The 14,673-nt window shown below is 71.5% G+C and carries 10 protein-coding genes; 3 read left to right on the top strand and 7 right to left on the bottom strand.

What is annotated here, in order from left to right; genetic code table 11:
- Together EL288_RS20370 and EL288_RS20365 are read left to right on the top strand one after the other, a co-directional pair.
- Positions 1–864, top strand: a complete 864-nt coding sequence (locus tag EL288_RS20370) for a MaoC/PaaZ C-terminal domain-containing protein (RefSeq protein WP_033446584.1) — start codon at positions 1–3, stop codon at positions 862–864.
- A 35-nt stretch (positions 865–899) separates the two neighbouring features.
- On the top strand, positions 900–1,988 hold the full coding sequence (locus EL288_RS20365) for an SDR family oxidoreductase (RefSeq protein ID WP_003808216.1): 1,089 nt from the start codon (positions 900–902) through the stop codon (positions 1,986–1,988).
- A 33-nt stretch (positions 1,989–2,021) separates the two neighbouring features.
- Here EL288_RS20365 and EL288_RS20360 read toward each other — a convergent pair whose 3' ends face one another.
- The 3 genes from EL288_RS20360 to EL288_RS20350 form a co-directional block, all read right to left on the bottom strand.
- Entirely contained in the window at positions 2,022–3,002 is a 981-nt protein-coding gene (locus tag EL288_RS20360) for a Bug family tripartite tricarboxylate transporter substrate binding protein (RefSeq protein ID WP_003808218.1), read from the bottom strand.
- 101 nt (positions 3,003–3,103) lie between these two features.
- Positions 3,104–4,126, bottom strand: a complete 1,023-nt coding sequence (locus EL288_RS20355) for a cyclase family protein (RefSeq protein ID WP_003808221.1) — start codon at positions 4,124–4,126, stop codon at positions 3,104–3,106.
- A 477-nt stretch (positions 4,127–4,603) separates the two neighbouring features.
- Entirely contained in the window at positions 4,604–8,263 is a 3,660-nt protein-coding gene (locus EL288_RS20350; RefSeq protein ID WP_015064530.1) for an AAA family ATPase, read from the bottom strand.
- A gap of 143 nt (positions 8,264–8,406) precedes the next feature.
- Here EL288_RS20350 and EL288_RS20345 point away from each other — a divergent pair, with 143 nt between their 5' ends.
- Positions 8,407–9,462, top strand: coding sequence for a helix-turn-helix transcriptional regulator (locus EL288_RS20345; RefSeq protein ID WP_225665714.1), 1,056 nt, complete (start codon positions 8,407–8,409; stop codon positions 9,460–9,462).
- Here the strand turns inward: EL288_RS20345 and EL288_RS20340 are convergent.
- The 4 genes from EL288_RS20340 to EL288_RS20325 are packed head-to-tail and all read right to left on the bottom strand — an operon-like array spanning position 9,459 to position 14,668.
- Entirely contained in the window at positions 9,459–10,178 is a 720-nt protein-coding gene (locus EL288_RS20340) for a type II secretion system protein (RefSeq protein ID WP_003808234.1), read from the bottom strand. The two genes, EL288_RS20345 and EL288_RS20340, sit on opposite strands and share 4 nt — an antisense overlap.
- Complete coding sequence (locus tag EL288_RS20335) at positions 10,175–11,386, bottom strand: type II secretion system protein (protein ID WP_003808237.1); 1,212 nt, start codon at positions 11,384–11,386, stop codon at positions 10,175–10,177. Before EL288_RS20335 ends, EL288_RS20340 begins: the two co-directional genes overlap by 4 nt.
- The gene (locus EL288_RS20330) at positions 11,383–12,420 is read right to left on the bottom strand and encodes a type II secretion system protein (RefSeq protein ID WP_126622026.1); all 1,038 of its coding nucleotides are present in this window, start codon (positions 12,418–12,420) and stop codon (positions 11,383–11,385) included. Before EL288_RS20330 ends, EL288_RS20335 begins: the two co-directional genes overlap by 4 nt.
- Positions 12,413–14,668, bottom strand: a complete 2,256-nt coding sequence (locus tag EL288_RS20325; protein ID WP_230594798.1) for a hypothetical protein — start codon at positions 14,666–14,668, stop codon at positions 12,413–12,415. Before EL288_RS20325 ends, EL288_RS20330 begins: the two co-directional genes overlap by 8 nt.
- Positions 14,669–14,673: the final 5 nt, after the last annotated feature.

The following is a 14,673-nucleotide window of genomic DNA, read 5'->3' as shown; positions in this document are numbered from 1 at the left end:
ATGGCGATCGATCCCGACCGACTGCTGGCCGCCGAGATCCCGGCGGTGGAGCAGCAATACGACTGGCGCCAGTGCGTGCTGTACGCGCTGGGCATCGGCGCGGGGCTGGACCCGGAAGACGGGCTGGACCTGCCGTTCGTCGACGAGACCCGCCTGAAGGTCGCGCCTACCTTCGCCTGCGTGCTGGCCGATCCGGGGTTCTGGATGCGCGACCTGCCGCTGGGCCTGGACTGGCTGCGCACCGTGCACGGCGAGCAGTCGATGCGCGTGCATCGGCCGCTGGCCGGCCGCGCCTCGGTGCGCGGGGTGACGCGCATCGTCGATGTGGCCGACAAGGGGCGCGACAAGGGGGCGTTGATCTACGCCGAGCGCGAGCTCATCGACCTGGCCGACGGCGCGCCGCTGGCCACGCTGAGCCAGACGGTGTTCTGCCGCGGCGACGGCGGCTTCGGCGGCAAGCCTTCGGCGCGTCCGCCGCCGCCGCCGGTGCCGGCGCGCGCGCCCGACGCGAGCGTCCATGCGCGCACGTCGCCGCAGTCGGCGCTGATCTATCGCCTGTCGGCCGATCTCAATCCGTTGCATATCGACCCGGCCGTGGCGCGCCGGGCCGGCTTTCCCCGCCCCATCCTGCACGGCATGGCCAGCTTCGGCGCGGTCGGTCAGGCGCTGGTCAAGGCCTGCTGCGGCGGCGAGCCGGCGGCGGTGCGCGGCATGGGCGGGCGCTTTTCGGCGCCGGTGTTCCCGGGCGAAACCGTGCGCGTGGACATCTGGCGCGCCGGCCCGGGCCGCGCGGCCTTCCAGGCCCGCGTGGCGGCGCGCGACGTGGTGGTGATGGACAACGGCACGTTCGACTACGAGGCCTGAGTCCGCCGCATTCCAACCCGACTCAAGGAGGCAGCATGACCGGCTCGACGGCAGGCAAGGTATTGGTGGTGGGCGCGCTGGGCGTGGTGGGGCGCGCCGCGCTGGAACACTTCGGCCAGCGGCCGGGGCTGGCGCGGGTGGGGCTGTCGCGCCGCGCGCCCGATTTCGCGCCCGAGGCGACCTGGATTTCGGCCGACCTGCGCGACGCGCAGGCCACGCGCGCGGCGCTGGCGGCCCATGGCGACGCCACGCATGTGGTGTACGCCGCGCTCAACGAGCAGCCCGACCTGCTCAAGGGGTGGCGCGACAGCGGCAACGTCGATCTCAATACGCGCATGCTGCGCAATACGCTGGACGCGTTGCGCGAGGCGCCGCTGCGCCACGTGACGCTGCTGCAGGGCACCAAGGCCTACGGCGTGCACACCGGCCGCCCCATGCCGGTGCCCGCCCGCGAAACCGACGCGGTGCGCGATCACGCCAATTTCTATTTCGACCAGCAGGACCTGCTGGCCGAACGCGCCGCCGCGCAGGGCTTTGCCTGGACCATCTTCCGGCCGCAGATCGTGCTGGGCGTGGCGCTGGGCAGCGCCATGAACCCGGTGGCCACGCTGGGCGCCTACGCGGCGCTGTCGCGCGAGGCCGGCCAGCCGCTGCGCTATCCGGGCCATCCGCACCTGCTGACAGAGTGCACCGATGCGCGCCTGATCGCCCGCGCCATCGCCTGGGCCTGGGACGAGCCGCGCGCGCACGGCGAGGCGTTCAATATCGCCAACGGCGACGTGGTGCTGTGGCAGCCGGTGTTCGAGCGCCTGGCCGCGCTGTTCGGCATGCCGCTGGGAGAGCCGGTCGACACGCGCATGCGCGAGGCCATGCCCGAGCAGGCCGAGCGCTGGCGGGCCATCGCCGAACGCGAGCGCCTGGCCGTGCCGCAATTGCGCGACCTCATCGGCCTGTCGTGGCAGTATGCCGACGCCACCTGGGCGGCGCGCCACCCGCTGCCGGTGCCGCCGCTGGTGTCGACCATCAAGCTGCGCCAGGCCGGCTTTGGCGACTGCATCGATACGCAGGAGTGCATCGTCGAGCACTTGCGCGAGATGCAGCGCCTGCGCTATTTGCCGCGCTGAGCGCGGGGCCGGGCGGCGGCCCGGCCCTTGTCCCTACTGCACCGGCGGGATGCCCGCCTGCTTGATCAGTTCCCCCCAGCGCTGGCTTTCGCGCTGGGTGATCCGGGTCAGCTCGGCCGGTGTGCTGGTGCGCGCCTCGTTGCCCAGCTTGCGCATGGCCTCGGCAAAGCGCGTCGAGCCGGTGATTTCGCGCAGCGCCGCGTTCAGCTTTTCCACCACGGGCGCCGGCGTGCCGGCCGGCGCGAACACGGCGTACCAGGTCTCGCCCACGATGGACGGGTAGCCCAGCTCGCGGAACGTCGGCACATCGGGCATCAGGGGCTGGCGTTCGGCGCTGAGCACCGCCAGCGCGCGGTACTGGCCGGCCTGCACGTTGGGCAGCGCGCTGGTCAGCGCCTCGACGTTGGAGTCGACGATGCCGCCTATCATGTCCATGGTGGCCGGCGCCGCGCCCTTGTAGTGCACCTGGGTCACCTGGGCCCGCAGGCCGGTGGCCACCAGTTCGCCCAGCAGGTGCACCATGCTGCCCTGGCCGTTGGTGGCGTTGTTGATCTTGCCGGGATGGGCCTGGGCGTAGGCCACGTATTCGGCCACGCTGCGGGCCGGGAAATCCTTCTTCACCACGAAGGCGAACGGCACCGTCGCGATCGCGGCTACCGGCGCGAAATCCTCCAGCGTGTACGGCATCTGCCGCATCAGGTGCGGCGTGACGGTGAACGTGCTGCCCGAGGAAAGCAGCAGCGTGTAGCCGTCCTTGGGCGCGCGCGCCACGTAGGTGGCGCCGATCAGGGTCGAGGCGCCGGCCTTGTTGTTGACCACGAACGAGCCGCCCAGGGTTTCGCCCAGTTGCTGGGCCAGCTGGCGGCCCACCACGTCGCTGGTGCCGCCGGGCGGAAACGGGATGACCAGGGTCACGGGCTTGTCGGGATAGCGGGCGGCCGGGTCTTGCGCGAGGGCGGCGGCGGGCAGGGCGAGCGCGGCGGCCAGCGCCAGCGCCTTGATTCGTACGGACATGGCGAGTCTCCTGTCGTTGTCTTGCGCGGCGCGCCGCGGAGGCGGGACGCCGCGAGGTGCGGCAGTGATGCGTGTCGCGGCGGCGGCGCCGCGCGGGCGGGTCAGACCGTGGCGATGGGCGTGGCCGGCGAGCCGACCGCGCCGGGCAGGCGCAGCGGCGGGGCGGTCAGCAGGAAGCTGGAGCGGTCGTGCTGGCGCAGCCATTGCGCCAGTTCGGCGAAGTACCAGAGTTCGCCCAGGTTCAGGCCCAGCTTGAACAGACAGTGCGCGTGCAGCGGCAGGCCCGGGTAGTGTTCGCCCTTGCCGGGGCCGGCCGGATAGGCTTCGACGGCGAAGTTGTCGGCGCAGATGGCGACGATGCCCGAGTCGGTGATCCACTGCAGCAGCTTCTCGTCGCGGCCGTCGAGCACCGCGCAGGAGCGCGCCAGCACTTCGCCGTCGGGCTGCTTGTTCATCTCCAGCACGAGATCGGCGAAGCCGGTGTACAGGCACAGGAAGTCGCCGGGCTCGACGCTGGCGCGCTGCGCGTCCAGCGCGGCCATCAGGCCGTCGTAGCCGACCAGCGCGCGCTCGCGCCCGTGCCGGCGCTCCAGGTCCACCAGCACGCCGCGCCCCTGCACGCCGGCGGTGGCCAGCCGTTCGATGCCGATGGCCTTGGCGCCCAGGTTGTCGGGCGCGTCGTCGGGACCCACCACGTCCACGCCGCCGCGATAGCCGTTGTAATAGACCTTCTCGGGTATGCCGTCGTCGTTGGCGTCGAACATCTGGCCGACGTGGCCCAGCCCGTCCCATTGGGTGGAGTACTGCGTGTACATCAGCACCGCGTCGTCGGACACCACGTCGCTGAAGCAGCCGCACACGTTGGACAGGCGGAAGTTGTAGTTGTGGCTGGGGCCGCGCTTTTCGTAGAAGAAGCGCGGCGCCTTGCGGTGCTGGAACAGGGTGTTGCCGCCCGGGTAGTCCAGCGGCAGGCTGAGGCAGAAGGCGATGCCGTGCTCGACCTCGCGGATGGCGCGCAGGCGCGCCTGCGGCGTGAGCAGGTTCATGCGGCCTATCTGATCGTCGGGACCGAAGTCGCCCCAGTTCGATCCTTCCGGACGCTTTTTCCAACGGGGGGAATCCATGGCGATGACTTCCTTGCTGAGAGTTGGAGGGGAAGGCATGCGGGGGTCGCCGCCAGCCGGTTCCTGCGACCGGATTCGCATGACGAAGTCAACATACCATTTGGTATGTCATGGGTCAATTGGTGAAACGCCGCGATCGAATATATGAGTATTTAGCTCGTAAATACTCAGCTTTTCCCTTCTTATTAGGCGTTAATCCATAGATACCAAGTAGTATTTATTGGGGGCGGAAAAGTCGGCGTCAAGAAATTTTGGCTGGCGGGCATCAGGTGCCTGTCCCCGCGGGGACAGGCACCTGTGGGGGGCGGGCAGTCGGGTGCCCGTCCCGGCCGGGACAGATACCGTCCTGGCCGTCGCGTCGATGGCGTACGGCAGTGTGCCTGTCCCGGCGGGGACAGGCACACGTACGGGCCGAGGCCATGAAATCTTGCAGGCGCCAGTCCCCATGCGGGGACAGACGCCCGTGGCGCGGGCCATTCACTGTCCCGTCGGCACCAGCTGGTTGGCGTCCAGGCGGCGTTGCGCCCAGCGCGCGTATTGCAGCGCGGCCAGCCGGTTGGCGTGGCCGATGGCCTGGCGCCATGCGGCGCAGGCCTGCTCCAGATCGCCCAGCAGCAGCAGCGCGTCGCCGCGCAGGCACAGGGTCTCGGGCATCATCCCGGCGATGCGGAAACGCGCGCACAGCAGGTCGGCGCGGTCCAGCGCCAGCAGCGCGCGGTCCGGCCTGCCCAGGGCGTTGAGGGCGCAGGCCAGCAGGCACTGGCCGGCCACTTCGGCGGTGGGCAGGGCGCGCCGTATCGTTTCCAGCGCCGGTTCGAAATTGTCGAGCACCGACGCATCGCCCTGCAGCGCGGCGGCCAGGTCCACATAGCAGCTGGTCAGGGCGTAGAGGAATTGCGGGCGCAGCGGATGCGCATCCATCGATTGCTTGAGCGCGCCGGCCACCATGCCCATTTGGGCCCAATCCTCGTACAGATAACTGAACTTGACCAGCATCATGCTGCTGGTGGCCAGCATCAAGGGGTTGTTGTCCTGCTGCGCGTAGGCCATGGCGGTCTGCACGCTTTGCATGGCCTCGTCGCCGCGCCCCTGGGTGGCGACGGTCAGCGCCAGCATGGCGTGGATCAGCGCGCCGGCGTTCTCGCCCAGGATGGGCGCCGGGCCGATATCGGTATGCGGGAACACCAGCCCGTGCAGCGCCTGGCGCAGCAGGCGTTCGGATTCGATGACATCGCCTTTCCAGAGTTCGCAGATGGCCATCGCGTACAGCGCCCAGGTGCGCCAGCCGCTCTTGCCGTGCTCGTTGGCCATGTTCAGCAACTGGTGCGAGAGGCTGACGGCCTCGTCGTAGTCGCCGCTGTGCTGGCAGGTGTTCCATAGCGCCCAGAGCGCGGTGAAGCGGCTCTGCGGGTCGCCGGGACTGACGCGCACCGCCAGCGTGTAGGCCTGGGCGGCCGCCATCGACCCGGGGCCGTCCAGGTTGCCGGCCAGTTCGCCGCGGACCATGTGGCAGGCGAACTCGAATTCGTCGCGCTCGGCATCGGATTCGATCTGCTGCCGCAGCGCCAGGGCATTGTCCAGATAGCGGTGCGCCTGCGCATAGTCGCCGCGCCTGACGACCTCCCAGACGGCGGTGCGCCACCATTGCGCGGCCTGCGGGTCGCCCGCCTGCTGCAGGTGGCGGGCGATCTCGTGCGGCGCGCCGGCGTTTTGCTGCAGGTGCTGGGCGATGCGCTGGTGCAGCGCGCCGCGCTGTTCGCGCAGCATGTAGCGGCGCACCGCCTGCGCGATGGGCGGCGGGCAGCGCCAGCCCTGGTTCGCGTCGCCGTCCAGCAGGCCATGGCGGCCCAGGGTTTCGAGGCGCGTGGCCAGGGCGGCGGCGGCGGTCTGCAGCACTTCGGCCAGCCGGCCGGCGTCGGCCGGGGCATCGCCGCACAGCAGGCACAGCATCTGCAGCGCGTGGCGCTCGGGCTCGGCCAGCAGGTTCAGCTGCAGCGCCACGCGGTCGGCCAGGCTGGGTACGCCTTGCGGCAGTGCCAGTTGCGCGGCGCATCGGGCCAGCTCGCCGGCATACAGCGGGTTGCCCATGCTCTCCTGCTGCACCTGGGCGCGCTGGCCCTGGCTGAGGCGGTAGGTGCGCGCCAGCGAGGCGGCCAGCTGCGCGGTGGCCTCGCGGTCCAGCGGCGGCACGGTGATGGCCTGGTGGTCCCAGACCGGCGCGTAGACGTCGCGCGCCGTGGCCAGCAGCAGGGTGGGGCCGGAGACGACGCGGCCGGCCAGGTGTTCGATCAGGCCCAGGCTGGCCGGATCCATCCAGTGCAGGTTTTCCCAGACGATGAGCTGCGGCCGGCCGGCCGGCGTGCGCTGCAACAGGATGGAGGTGAGGATTTCGGTCAGGTCGATATCGTGCGGCGCCTCGCCGCGCCCGCCGTCGTCGGCGCCATGCAGCCATTGCCACAGGCGTTCGGCCGCGGCGGCGCGCAGGCCCGTGTGCGCGCGCAGGCGCTCGACCAGATGGGCGTGCGCGGCGCGGCCGGCGCCAGGCTCGGTCTCGGCGATGCCGCTGTGGGCGCGCAGCCATGCCTTGACCGGGTGCCAGGGCGCGGCGGCCATGTGTTCCTGGCCGGCCAGCAGGTAGGCCTCGCCGCCGGATTGGCGCGCATATTCGATCAGCGCCTGCGCCAGGGCGGTCTTGCCGATGCCGGCCACGCCGCGCAGCAGCACGGTCTGGGGCCGCTCGCGGCCCTTGAGCTGGTTCCACAGGGCCGTCAGGCGTTCGAACTCATGGTTGCGGCCGAACATGCGGCGCGCCGGCGCGTGGGCCGTGGGCGCGCCCAGCGCCTGGTGGTCGTCGCTGCGCCGGCCGGTCTGCACCAGCTGCCATTCGGACAGGCGCACCGCGCATGCCTGCGTCACCAGGGTCTCGCGGTCGCGCGCCTGCCAGGCCAGCCGGACGGCCTGCCGCGCGGCCAGGCCGCCGGCGTCGGGCTGGCCATCCGGCTCGGTCAGGGCGACGCCGGCATGCAGGCCCATGCCCAGCGTCACGCCGTCGGGCAGGTCGGCCGCGGCCAGCCGGTCGGCCAGGCGCGCGGCCGGATGGGCAGGACGCTCGGACAGCGCCGGGTAGCCGAAATAGGCCAGCACGGTACTGGTGGCGCGCGGCGCCAGCCAGCCGCCCAGCGCCAGCGCGTGGCGCTCGATGAGCAGCATGGCGCGTTGCTGGATGTCGATGGCGCGCTCGGCGTCGTCGTGGCAGGTGGCCGCGTCGATGTCGACGTTGATGGCCAGCACCGCCAGCGGCCGGTACAGGCCGGGCCGGATGCGGGCCGGCTTGGCGGCGATGGCCGGCATGGCGTGCTGGCCGGGCTCCAGCAGCGCCCAGGTCTCGTTGCTGGGCGCCGCGCCCAGGCGGTCGGCCAGCACCTGGGTGCAATGGTCGAAGGCGCGCATGGCGGCCTCGCGGTCGTCCAGGGCCACCAGCAGGCGTATCAGGTGGCGATGGCAGGCTTCGTCCTCGGGCCAGCGGCTGACCCAGCGCTTGGCGAGCACCAGCGCTTCCTGTTCGCGGCCCTGGCCGATATGGAAGTCGGTCAGCTGGCTGCGCGCCAGCGCCAGTTCGATCTCGATGCGCGCCTGGCTGCCATCGCGCCAGCCGCGCATGGACTCGCCATCGGGCAGGTCGATGCCGGCCAGCAGGGCGCCCTGGTAGGCGGCCAGCTTGTCGGCGGCGCTGTAGTCCAGCCGCGGATGCAGGCCCAGCACGGCCAGCGCGTCGATATCCAGCAGCGCCGCGTCCAGCGAGAGACTGTCCTTCTCGATGCGCAGCATTTCGGGCGCCTGGGCGAACACCTTGCGCAAGGCATGCAAGGCATGGCGCAGGCGCGCCCGGGCATCGTTGTCGGGCAGCTCGGGCCATAGCCAGGCCGCCAGCTCGCGGCGGCTGATGCGCTCGCCCGGCGCCAGCGCCAGCACGGCCAGCAACAACTTGGCTTTTTCGTATGGAAAGGCGCCGGTGCGATCCACCCCCCGCACCACGAGTTCGAAGCCCCCCAGCAGCCGCAGGCGCGAAAAGGGCAGCGCCCCGGTGTCTGCGTACGGCTGCGCCGCCGGTGTTTCCCCCACTACTTGGACATTCACGACTGTTTTCTTGTTTGCGTTTAATTTACGTTTGTTTACGGTTCAACTATAGCAAGAATGTGTTGAATTAATTCAACACGCTTTAAACCGTTGGGTTCCTAGAATGCCTACGCTTCGGTGTCATACCGGTGTCCAAGGTTTCCATGAACGCGTTTTCCCTGCCCCGTCCGCTTCACTTCGTGCCCCTGCCTGGCGTTCCCGCGCCGTGGCTGGCCGGCGCCCGCGCGCCGCTGCCGGCGGCGCGCGGCCGGACCGATGGCGCCGGCGCGGCGGCCAACGATGCCCTGGCCGGCGCGGCGTTCGACAGCGCCGCCTACGCGAGGCCGGACGATGCCCTGGCCGAACTGGGCGCGTGCGGCCTGCTGTCCTTGCGCGCGCACCGCGCCGGCGGCGCGCGGCGCGCGCGCATCCACGGACAGACCGGGCCTGGCGCCGCGGCGCTGGACTGCCAGGCGGGCGGCTTCAGCGTGGCGCGCGAGGCCGCCGCCATCGCCCGCGATGCCCGCCGGGGCGCGCTGGCCGTGGTGCTGCGCGCGGGCGACGTGCGCCTGGCGCAGGACGGCGGCGAACGGGCCGCGGCCGCGGCGGGCGATTGCCTCCTGCTGGATCTGGCGCGTCCCTGGCGCCTGGACCTGTCCGACGATTTCGCCGGCTACCTGGCCTGGACCGAGGGCGCGGGGCAGCCCGCCTCGGCGGGCACGGTGGCCCCTGGCGCCAGCGTGACGGCGCACCGGCTGGCCGGCATGCTGCCGGCGCTGGCGGCCGGCCCCTTGTCCGCGACGCAGCTGCGCGGCCTGCACGATACGGTCGCCGCCGCCCTGGCCCGCGCCGATGGCGCCGCCCTGGGAGACGGCCATTGCCACCCGCTGGCGCAGATCCGCGCCTATATCGACGCATGCCTGCACGACCAGGGCTTCGGCTACGAGGCGGTGTGCCAGCGTTTCGCCCTGTCGCGCTCGACCCTGTTCCGCCTGTTCAAGGCGCACGGCGGGTTCGCCCGCTACCTGAAGATGCGCCGCATGCAACAGTGTTTCGATCTGCTGACCTCGGAACGGATGCGGCATGACAACGTGAAGGCGGTCTACCTGTCGTGCGGCTTCGACAACGCCCAGCAGTTCAGCCGCGTCTTCAGCGGCGTGTACGGCGTGGCGCCCAGCGTGCTGCGCCAATTGACGCGCCAGCGCTTCCACGCCGGCTAGGGCATCAACAGATAACCCGTCATGGTGGCCGCCTGGCCGTTGTCCAGGTTGGCTTCGGTCTTGCTCCAGGGCGCGCCGTCCTGGGTCAGGTCGCCGGCGCGGCTGTCCTCGCGCAGCCGCCCGAAGCGCGCGTCGATCTGGTTGTCGACCTGGCGATCCAGCATGGCGGCCAGTTCCGGCGTCAGGCGGCGCAGCTCCATGACATTGCGCGTCACGGCCTGGTAGGTGGTGGGCGTGGTGGCGGCTTCGGACCAGTTGGCTGCGCGCAGGCAAACCTGCAGCTCCTGCGGCAGGCCCTGGCTGTCCTGGTACACATAGCGGTCTTCCAGGCCGGGGCCGCGCCCTTGCGGCGGGCGTATGCCCGCGCGCAGCATCAAGGTGCTGAGCTCGGGATTGGTGTCGGTATTGCACAGAGGCCGGTCCAGCGCGGCGTTGACCCGGCCGGTGGGATTGGCCGGATCGTCGCCGGGCGGCAGGCCGGTGGCGGCCACGTACTGGCTGTAGGCCATGGCCCAAGGCTGCACGAAATCGCTGATCATGCGCTGGTTGACGGCGTTGCGGTAGACATCGCGCCCCACCGTCACCGCGCCGATGATGAGCGCGATGATGACCAGGACCACGGAGATTTCCACCAGGGTGAAGCCTTGCTGGGCGCGTGCGCGCCGGGCGGTATTGCGGTTTTGCATGGATGGGCCAGGGCGGACGCGCCGCCTCAATATAGGAAGACGCCGGAGCGCGCGGCCGCCAGGCTGTGCGCCTGCACGTTCTCGTTGAGGGTGATCAGCTCGTCGGCCAGGTTCTCGGTGGCGTCCTTGATGCGGGCCAGCTGATCGACCAGGTCGGCGGCTTCGATGGCCACCGCGGCGGACTTGGCGGCATTGGCGATGGCGTGCGCCTCGGCGGCGATGTAAAGCGGGATCAGGTATGACTGCACGCCGAACGACCAGAGGGTCTGCGAGGTGGAATTGAGCACGCCGGCCGTGCCGGTCAGCACGCCCACGCCGGCCTCGACCGCCTTGGCGTCGGACAGCTTCTTGGACGCCACCGCCAGCTGGTGCAGCACATCGAGCTGGTAGTAGTAGTCGCGGGTGGACTGGGTCAGCATGTGCGCGGCCAGCGAGGCGTTGGCGTGGGCGCGGGCGCTGGCCGACATGGCGTCGCCGCAGCGCAGGCGGTCCCACAGTTCGCGCGGGCTGGCGCTCAGGCCGGCCGGCTGGTCGCTGACCGCCGAGGCGCCGCGCGCCGGCGCGAAGGCCGGCCCGCGCGAGATGCGGCCGTCGCCGGCGGCGCCGGCGCCGTGTCCCGCGCCCGGCGCGACGGGCAGCGCCAGGGCATAGGCCTGCAGGCGCTGTCCGCCCGCGCCGGCGGCGCCGCCATCGATGTGCAGGCGGTCGGCGTGGTCGGCCGATTTCATGGCGGCGTTCAGGCGCAGGCACAGGTCCTGGCCGCGCGGTCCGGGGCTGTTGACCGGATCGCCGTCGAAACTGTCGAGCATGCGCAGCGGCTGCTGGTGCGCGGCCATGCCGGTGCGCAGGGTGGTCAGGATGGGAGTGTCGGCGCTCAGGTCGATGGCCGCGGCGCCGCGCAGGACGCCGTAGCGGATCTGGCCGGCGCGCGGCTCGGGCAGCCCCAGCGTGGCGTAGGGCAGGTAGCCGCTGGCCTCGCCCGCGCCGCAGTTTTCCATGCCGGCGGTGCTGCTGGCCGGGCAGGGCAGGCGGGCGTGTGCCAGCGCGTAGCCGATCAGCGCGCGGTCGGCCCGCGCCAGCAGGTCGTCGACCTGGCCGGCCTGGGTGTTGCGGCCGCTGAAGTCGATGAAGCGCCACAGCGCCACGGTGATGATGCCCAGGATGACCAGCGAGATGGCGGCCTCGACCAGCGAGAAGCCGCGCTGGCGGCGCGCCCGGCGCGAAACGTGCATGCTCATGGTTGCAGGCCCCTGCCCAGCACCAGCTGGGCGTTGTCGATTTCGTTGCGCGCGTAGTCTTCGACCCGCGCCTGGTAGACATGGGTCGCGGCGCGGAACACCATGGCCCGATCCAGCGCCTTGTCCTTCTCGTCGCGCGTATCCGAGGCCGACTTGAGCGAGTAGCCGGCGGCGGCCAGCACCGCGGTGGACTTGCCCATGCTGATGACGGCCGAGGCGGTGCCGATGGTCATGCCGGCGATCATGGCGGCCGCATGCGCCATCTGGTAGGTGGCGAGCATGACGGTGAGCTGGGCCATGCTGACCTGGTAATCGGCGTAGTCGCGCTCGGCCACTCGGATGTCGTAGTGGCGTTCGCTGTAGGTGGCGTAGAGCGCGGCGATGGCGCGCAGGTCCTGCGCGGCGAAGGCGCTGTGCGCGGCGCCGGCGGCGCGCGCCAGATAGGCGGGGCAGTGCAGCTGGGCGGCCAGTTCGCCCACTCCGGTTTCCTGCCGCAGCGGCGCGGCGCCCTGGCCGTCGCCTTGCGCCGACACGGCGAACGCGTGCGGCGGCGTCGCGGCCGCGCCGTCGGCGCGCTGCAGCCGCACCAGGTCGGCGCAGAAATCCAGGTCGTTGCGCTGCGTGCGGGCCAGCTCGGTGGCGGGCAGCGCCGGGTTGGCGGGCGTGAAGCTGACCGCGGCCGGGCTGGCCAGCGCGCCGCGCACCTGGTAGCCCAGCCGCGGATCGGCCGCCAGGCCCAGCGTTTTCCAGGGCAGCAGCGCCTGCACGCCGCCGGCCGCCGCGGCGTTCTCCAGCCCGTCGTTCGAGCCGGGCGGCGCCGGCCAGGGCAGGCGGCCGTGGCTTTGCACGAAACCGGTCAGCGCCTGGCGCGCCTGCTCCAGCGCCGCCTGCTGCGCGGGCGCGCCGCCGGCCTGGCGCAGCACCGGCAGCAGATTCCACAGCATGACCCCGAACAGGCCGGCCACGGCCAGCAGGGTGGCGGCTTCCAGCAGGCTCCAGCCGCCTTGGCGGCGCATGGCGAGGCGGTCAGTCATTGCGCAACTCCACCGGCGCGGTGCTGCCGTAGTGCATCGAGGCGTTCATCAGTTTCTGCGCCTGCTGCCAGGGGTTGTAGAGATTGCCGTCGTAGTCGTCGGCGTGCTGGCCGTCGCGGGCCGCTTCGCACACGGCGCGCGCATTGGCCTTGTCCTTCTCGAGATCGCGTATCTGCTGGTCCTTGTCGGCGATGTCGGCCTCCAGCGCCGGTTCGGCGTCGGCGATGTGCTTGTAGTCGCGGCTGGCGTTGTAATACCTGGCGATCAGCAGGCCGCACATGTTCAGGAACGCCGAGGTCTTCTGGCCGGTGCAGTAGGCGAAGTAGACGATAGGCGGCGGCGACGGATCCGCGTCGGTGGGCGGCTGCGGCTTGGAGATCTCCACCGAGTCCGCGCGCGATTGCAGCGCCGAGAAGGCCTGCCGCGCGCTTTTGCGCTGCGTGTCGCGCTGCTTGAGCAGTTCCTGCTTGTCGCGCTTTTCCTGCTCCAGGTCGCGCTGCTTCTGTTCTTCCTTGGCCAGCTGCTCGACCAGCCGCGCGCGCACGTCCCGCCAGTATTCCTTGCTCATTTCGAATTGCTCGGCCGAGGCGCCGTCCGGCTTGATCACCGCCTTGTCCTGGTCGATGTCGTCGATCTGCTTGCGCATGGAGTCCATGCCCTTCTTGCTGTCCTTGATGCGCTGGTCGATGCTGTCGATCTCGCTCTTGACGGCGTCGTAGGCCTGCTCGGCGACGATGCGCGCGGCGGTGATGCGGGCGATTTCCTGGCGATGGGTTTCGCTGCTGCCCTGGCGCGGCTCGTTGCGGAACTCCTTCTCGGCGTCCTCGATGATCTTGCGCAGCCGCGCCATTTCCTCGCGGTTCTTGGCCAGTTCGGCGCGGTTCTCGTCGGCCTCCCGGCGGATCTCGTCCTGCTGCTCGGCGATGGCGTCGACCATGGAGCAGATGGCCGGATCCTCGGAGTCGGGCGCGCCGTACTTGCCGTCCAGCTTGGAGGTGGCTTCCTTGACCTGGGCGTCGGCCAGCGCGATGGGCGCATACATCGAGGCGTGCATGGCCAGCGCGGCGCTGGCCTGCACCAGCGCGACCTTGGCGGTGGTGAGCGCGGCGGTGTGGATGGGGATCTGCCAGCAGAAGCCGGGCGCCAGGATGATGCTGGCGCAGCCGGCCACCGCGTTGCCCAGGAACACCGAGCTGACCGTGATGTTGCTGACGGCGGTCTTGATGGCCGCCGCGTCGCCCAGCAGGCCGGCCGTGTTCAGGGCATAGGCCAGCAGCACGCTGGTGCGCGCGCTGCTGGCCGAGGCCACGTTCTCGACCCGCTGCGCCACCACCTGCTCCATCGCGGCGCGGCTGGCGGCCATGGCGTCCAGCGAGGCCATGACCGGGGCGCATTGCAGCGTGCGCGCCAGCTGGGCGGCGCCGGCCACGCGCACGCGGTCGCCGTATTGCGCGTCGTGCGCGCGCGCCGGCCATTCCAGCGTGTTGGCGGCGGTGGCGTTGGCGCCGCCGAACAGGCCGGCGCCGCTGCCCTTGCCGGCGATCGCCAGCCCGTAGGCCACGTTGACCACGCGTCCGCCGGGGTCGCGCACGTGCGCGGCGGCGGTCGTGCCGGCGCGCGCGTCGGGGGCATTGAATTGCCAGGTGTCGGATGTGGCGGCCGGCAGCTGCAGCGGCGAGATGGCATGCAGGGCCTGGCACAGGTCGGCGGTGCTGCTCTGGTCGCCGTCGCGCACGTAGTAGTCGCCGGCCGCGGGGGCCGAGGGCTTGTACTCGGGGCGCTTGGCGCGGTAGCGGCTGTCGGCGCCGGGCGCGCCCTGGCGCGCCAGGTCCAGGCCGCTGGCCGCGTCGCGGTAGACCAGGTAGCGGATGGCCGGCGCGGTCCCTTCGGGGCGGCTGGCCTGCAGATCGGGGCGCAGCGCCAGGGCGCCGTGCTGCTCCAGGGTGCGCATCGGCAGCCAGCCCTTGCCGTTGGGGTTGGCGCCGCAATCCTCGAGGCCGTCGGCGGTGCTGGCCGGGCAGGGCAGGCGGCCGAAGGCCGACGCGTAGCCGTCGAGCAGCTGGCCGGCCCAGGCCAGGGCGGCGTCCTGCTGGCGCGCCTGGCGCGACTCGGCGCCGGCCTGGATGAGCAGATAGCCGGCCGTCATGGCCAGGCCGATCACGGTGATGAGGACGGCGGTCCAGACCAGGCTGATGCCGCGCTGGGCGGCCGGCCGGCCGGGCGGCGGGGAAAGGCGTGGGGCGGACATGGGCG

It is taken from the genome of Bordetella bronchiseptica (assembly GCF_900636925.1).
Taxonomy (GTDB): Bacteria; Pseudomonadota; Gammaproteobacteria; order Burkholderiales; family Burkholderiaceae_B; genus Bordetella; species Bordetella pertussis.
Note: the sequence above shows the minus strand (reverse complement) of the source record. Positions and strands in the feature narration are given on the sequence as shown.

What these genes read in the sequence shown, in the direction of transcription:
- EL288_RS20355 (WP_003808221.1), bottom strand. Translation starts at nt 4,126, where the DNA reads ATGGATTCCCCCCGTTGGAAAAAGCGTCCGGAAGGATCGAACTGGGGC.
- EL288_RS20335 (WP_003808237.1), bottom strand. Translation starts at nt 11,386, where the DNA reads ATGAGCATGCACGTTTCGCGCCGGGCGCGCCGCCAGCGCGGCTTCTCG.
- EL288_RS20365 (WP_003808216.1), top strand. Translation starts at nt 900, where the DNA reads ATGACCGGCTCGACGGCAGGCAAGGTATTGGTGGTGGGCGCGCTGGGC.
- EL288_RS20325 (WP_230594798.1), bottom strand. Translation starts at nt 14,668, where the DNA reads ATGTCCGCCCCACGCCTTTCCCCGCCGCCCGGCCGGCCGGCCGCCCAG.
- EL288_RS20345 (WP_225665714.1), top strand. Translation starts at nt 8,407, where the DNA reads ATGAACGCGTTTTCCCTGCCCCGTCCGCTTCACTTCGTGCCCCTGCCT.
- EL288_RS20330 (WP_126622026.1), bottom strand. Translation starts at nt 12,420, where the DNA reads ATGACTGACCGCCTCGCCATGCGCCGCCAAGGCGGCTGGAGCCTGCTG.
- EL288_RS20360 (WP_003808218.1), bottom strand. Translation starts at nt 3,002, where the DNA reads ATGTCCGTACGAATCAAGGCGCTGGCGCTGGCCGCCGCGCTCGCCCTG.
- EL288_RS20370 (WP_033446584.1), top strand. Translation starts at nt 1, where the DNA reads ATGGCGATCGATCCCGACCGACTGCTGGCCGCCGAGATCCCGGCGGTG.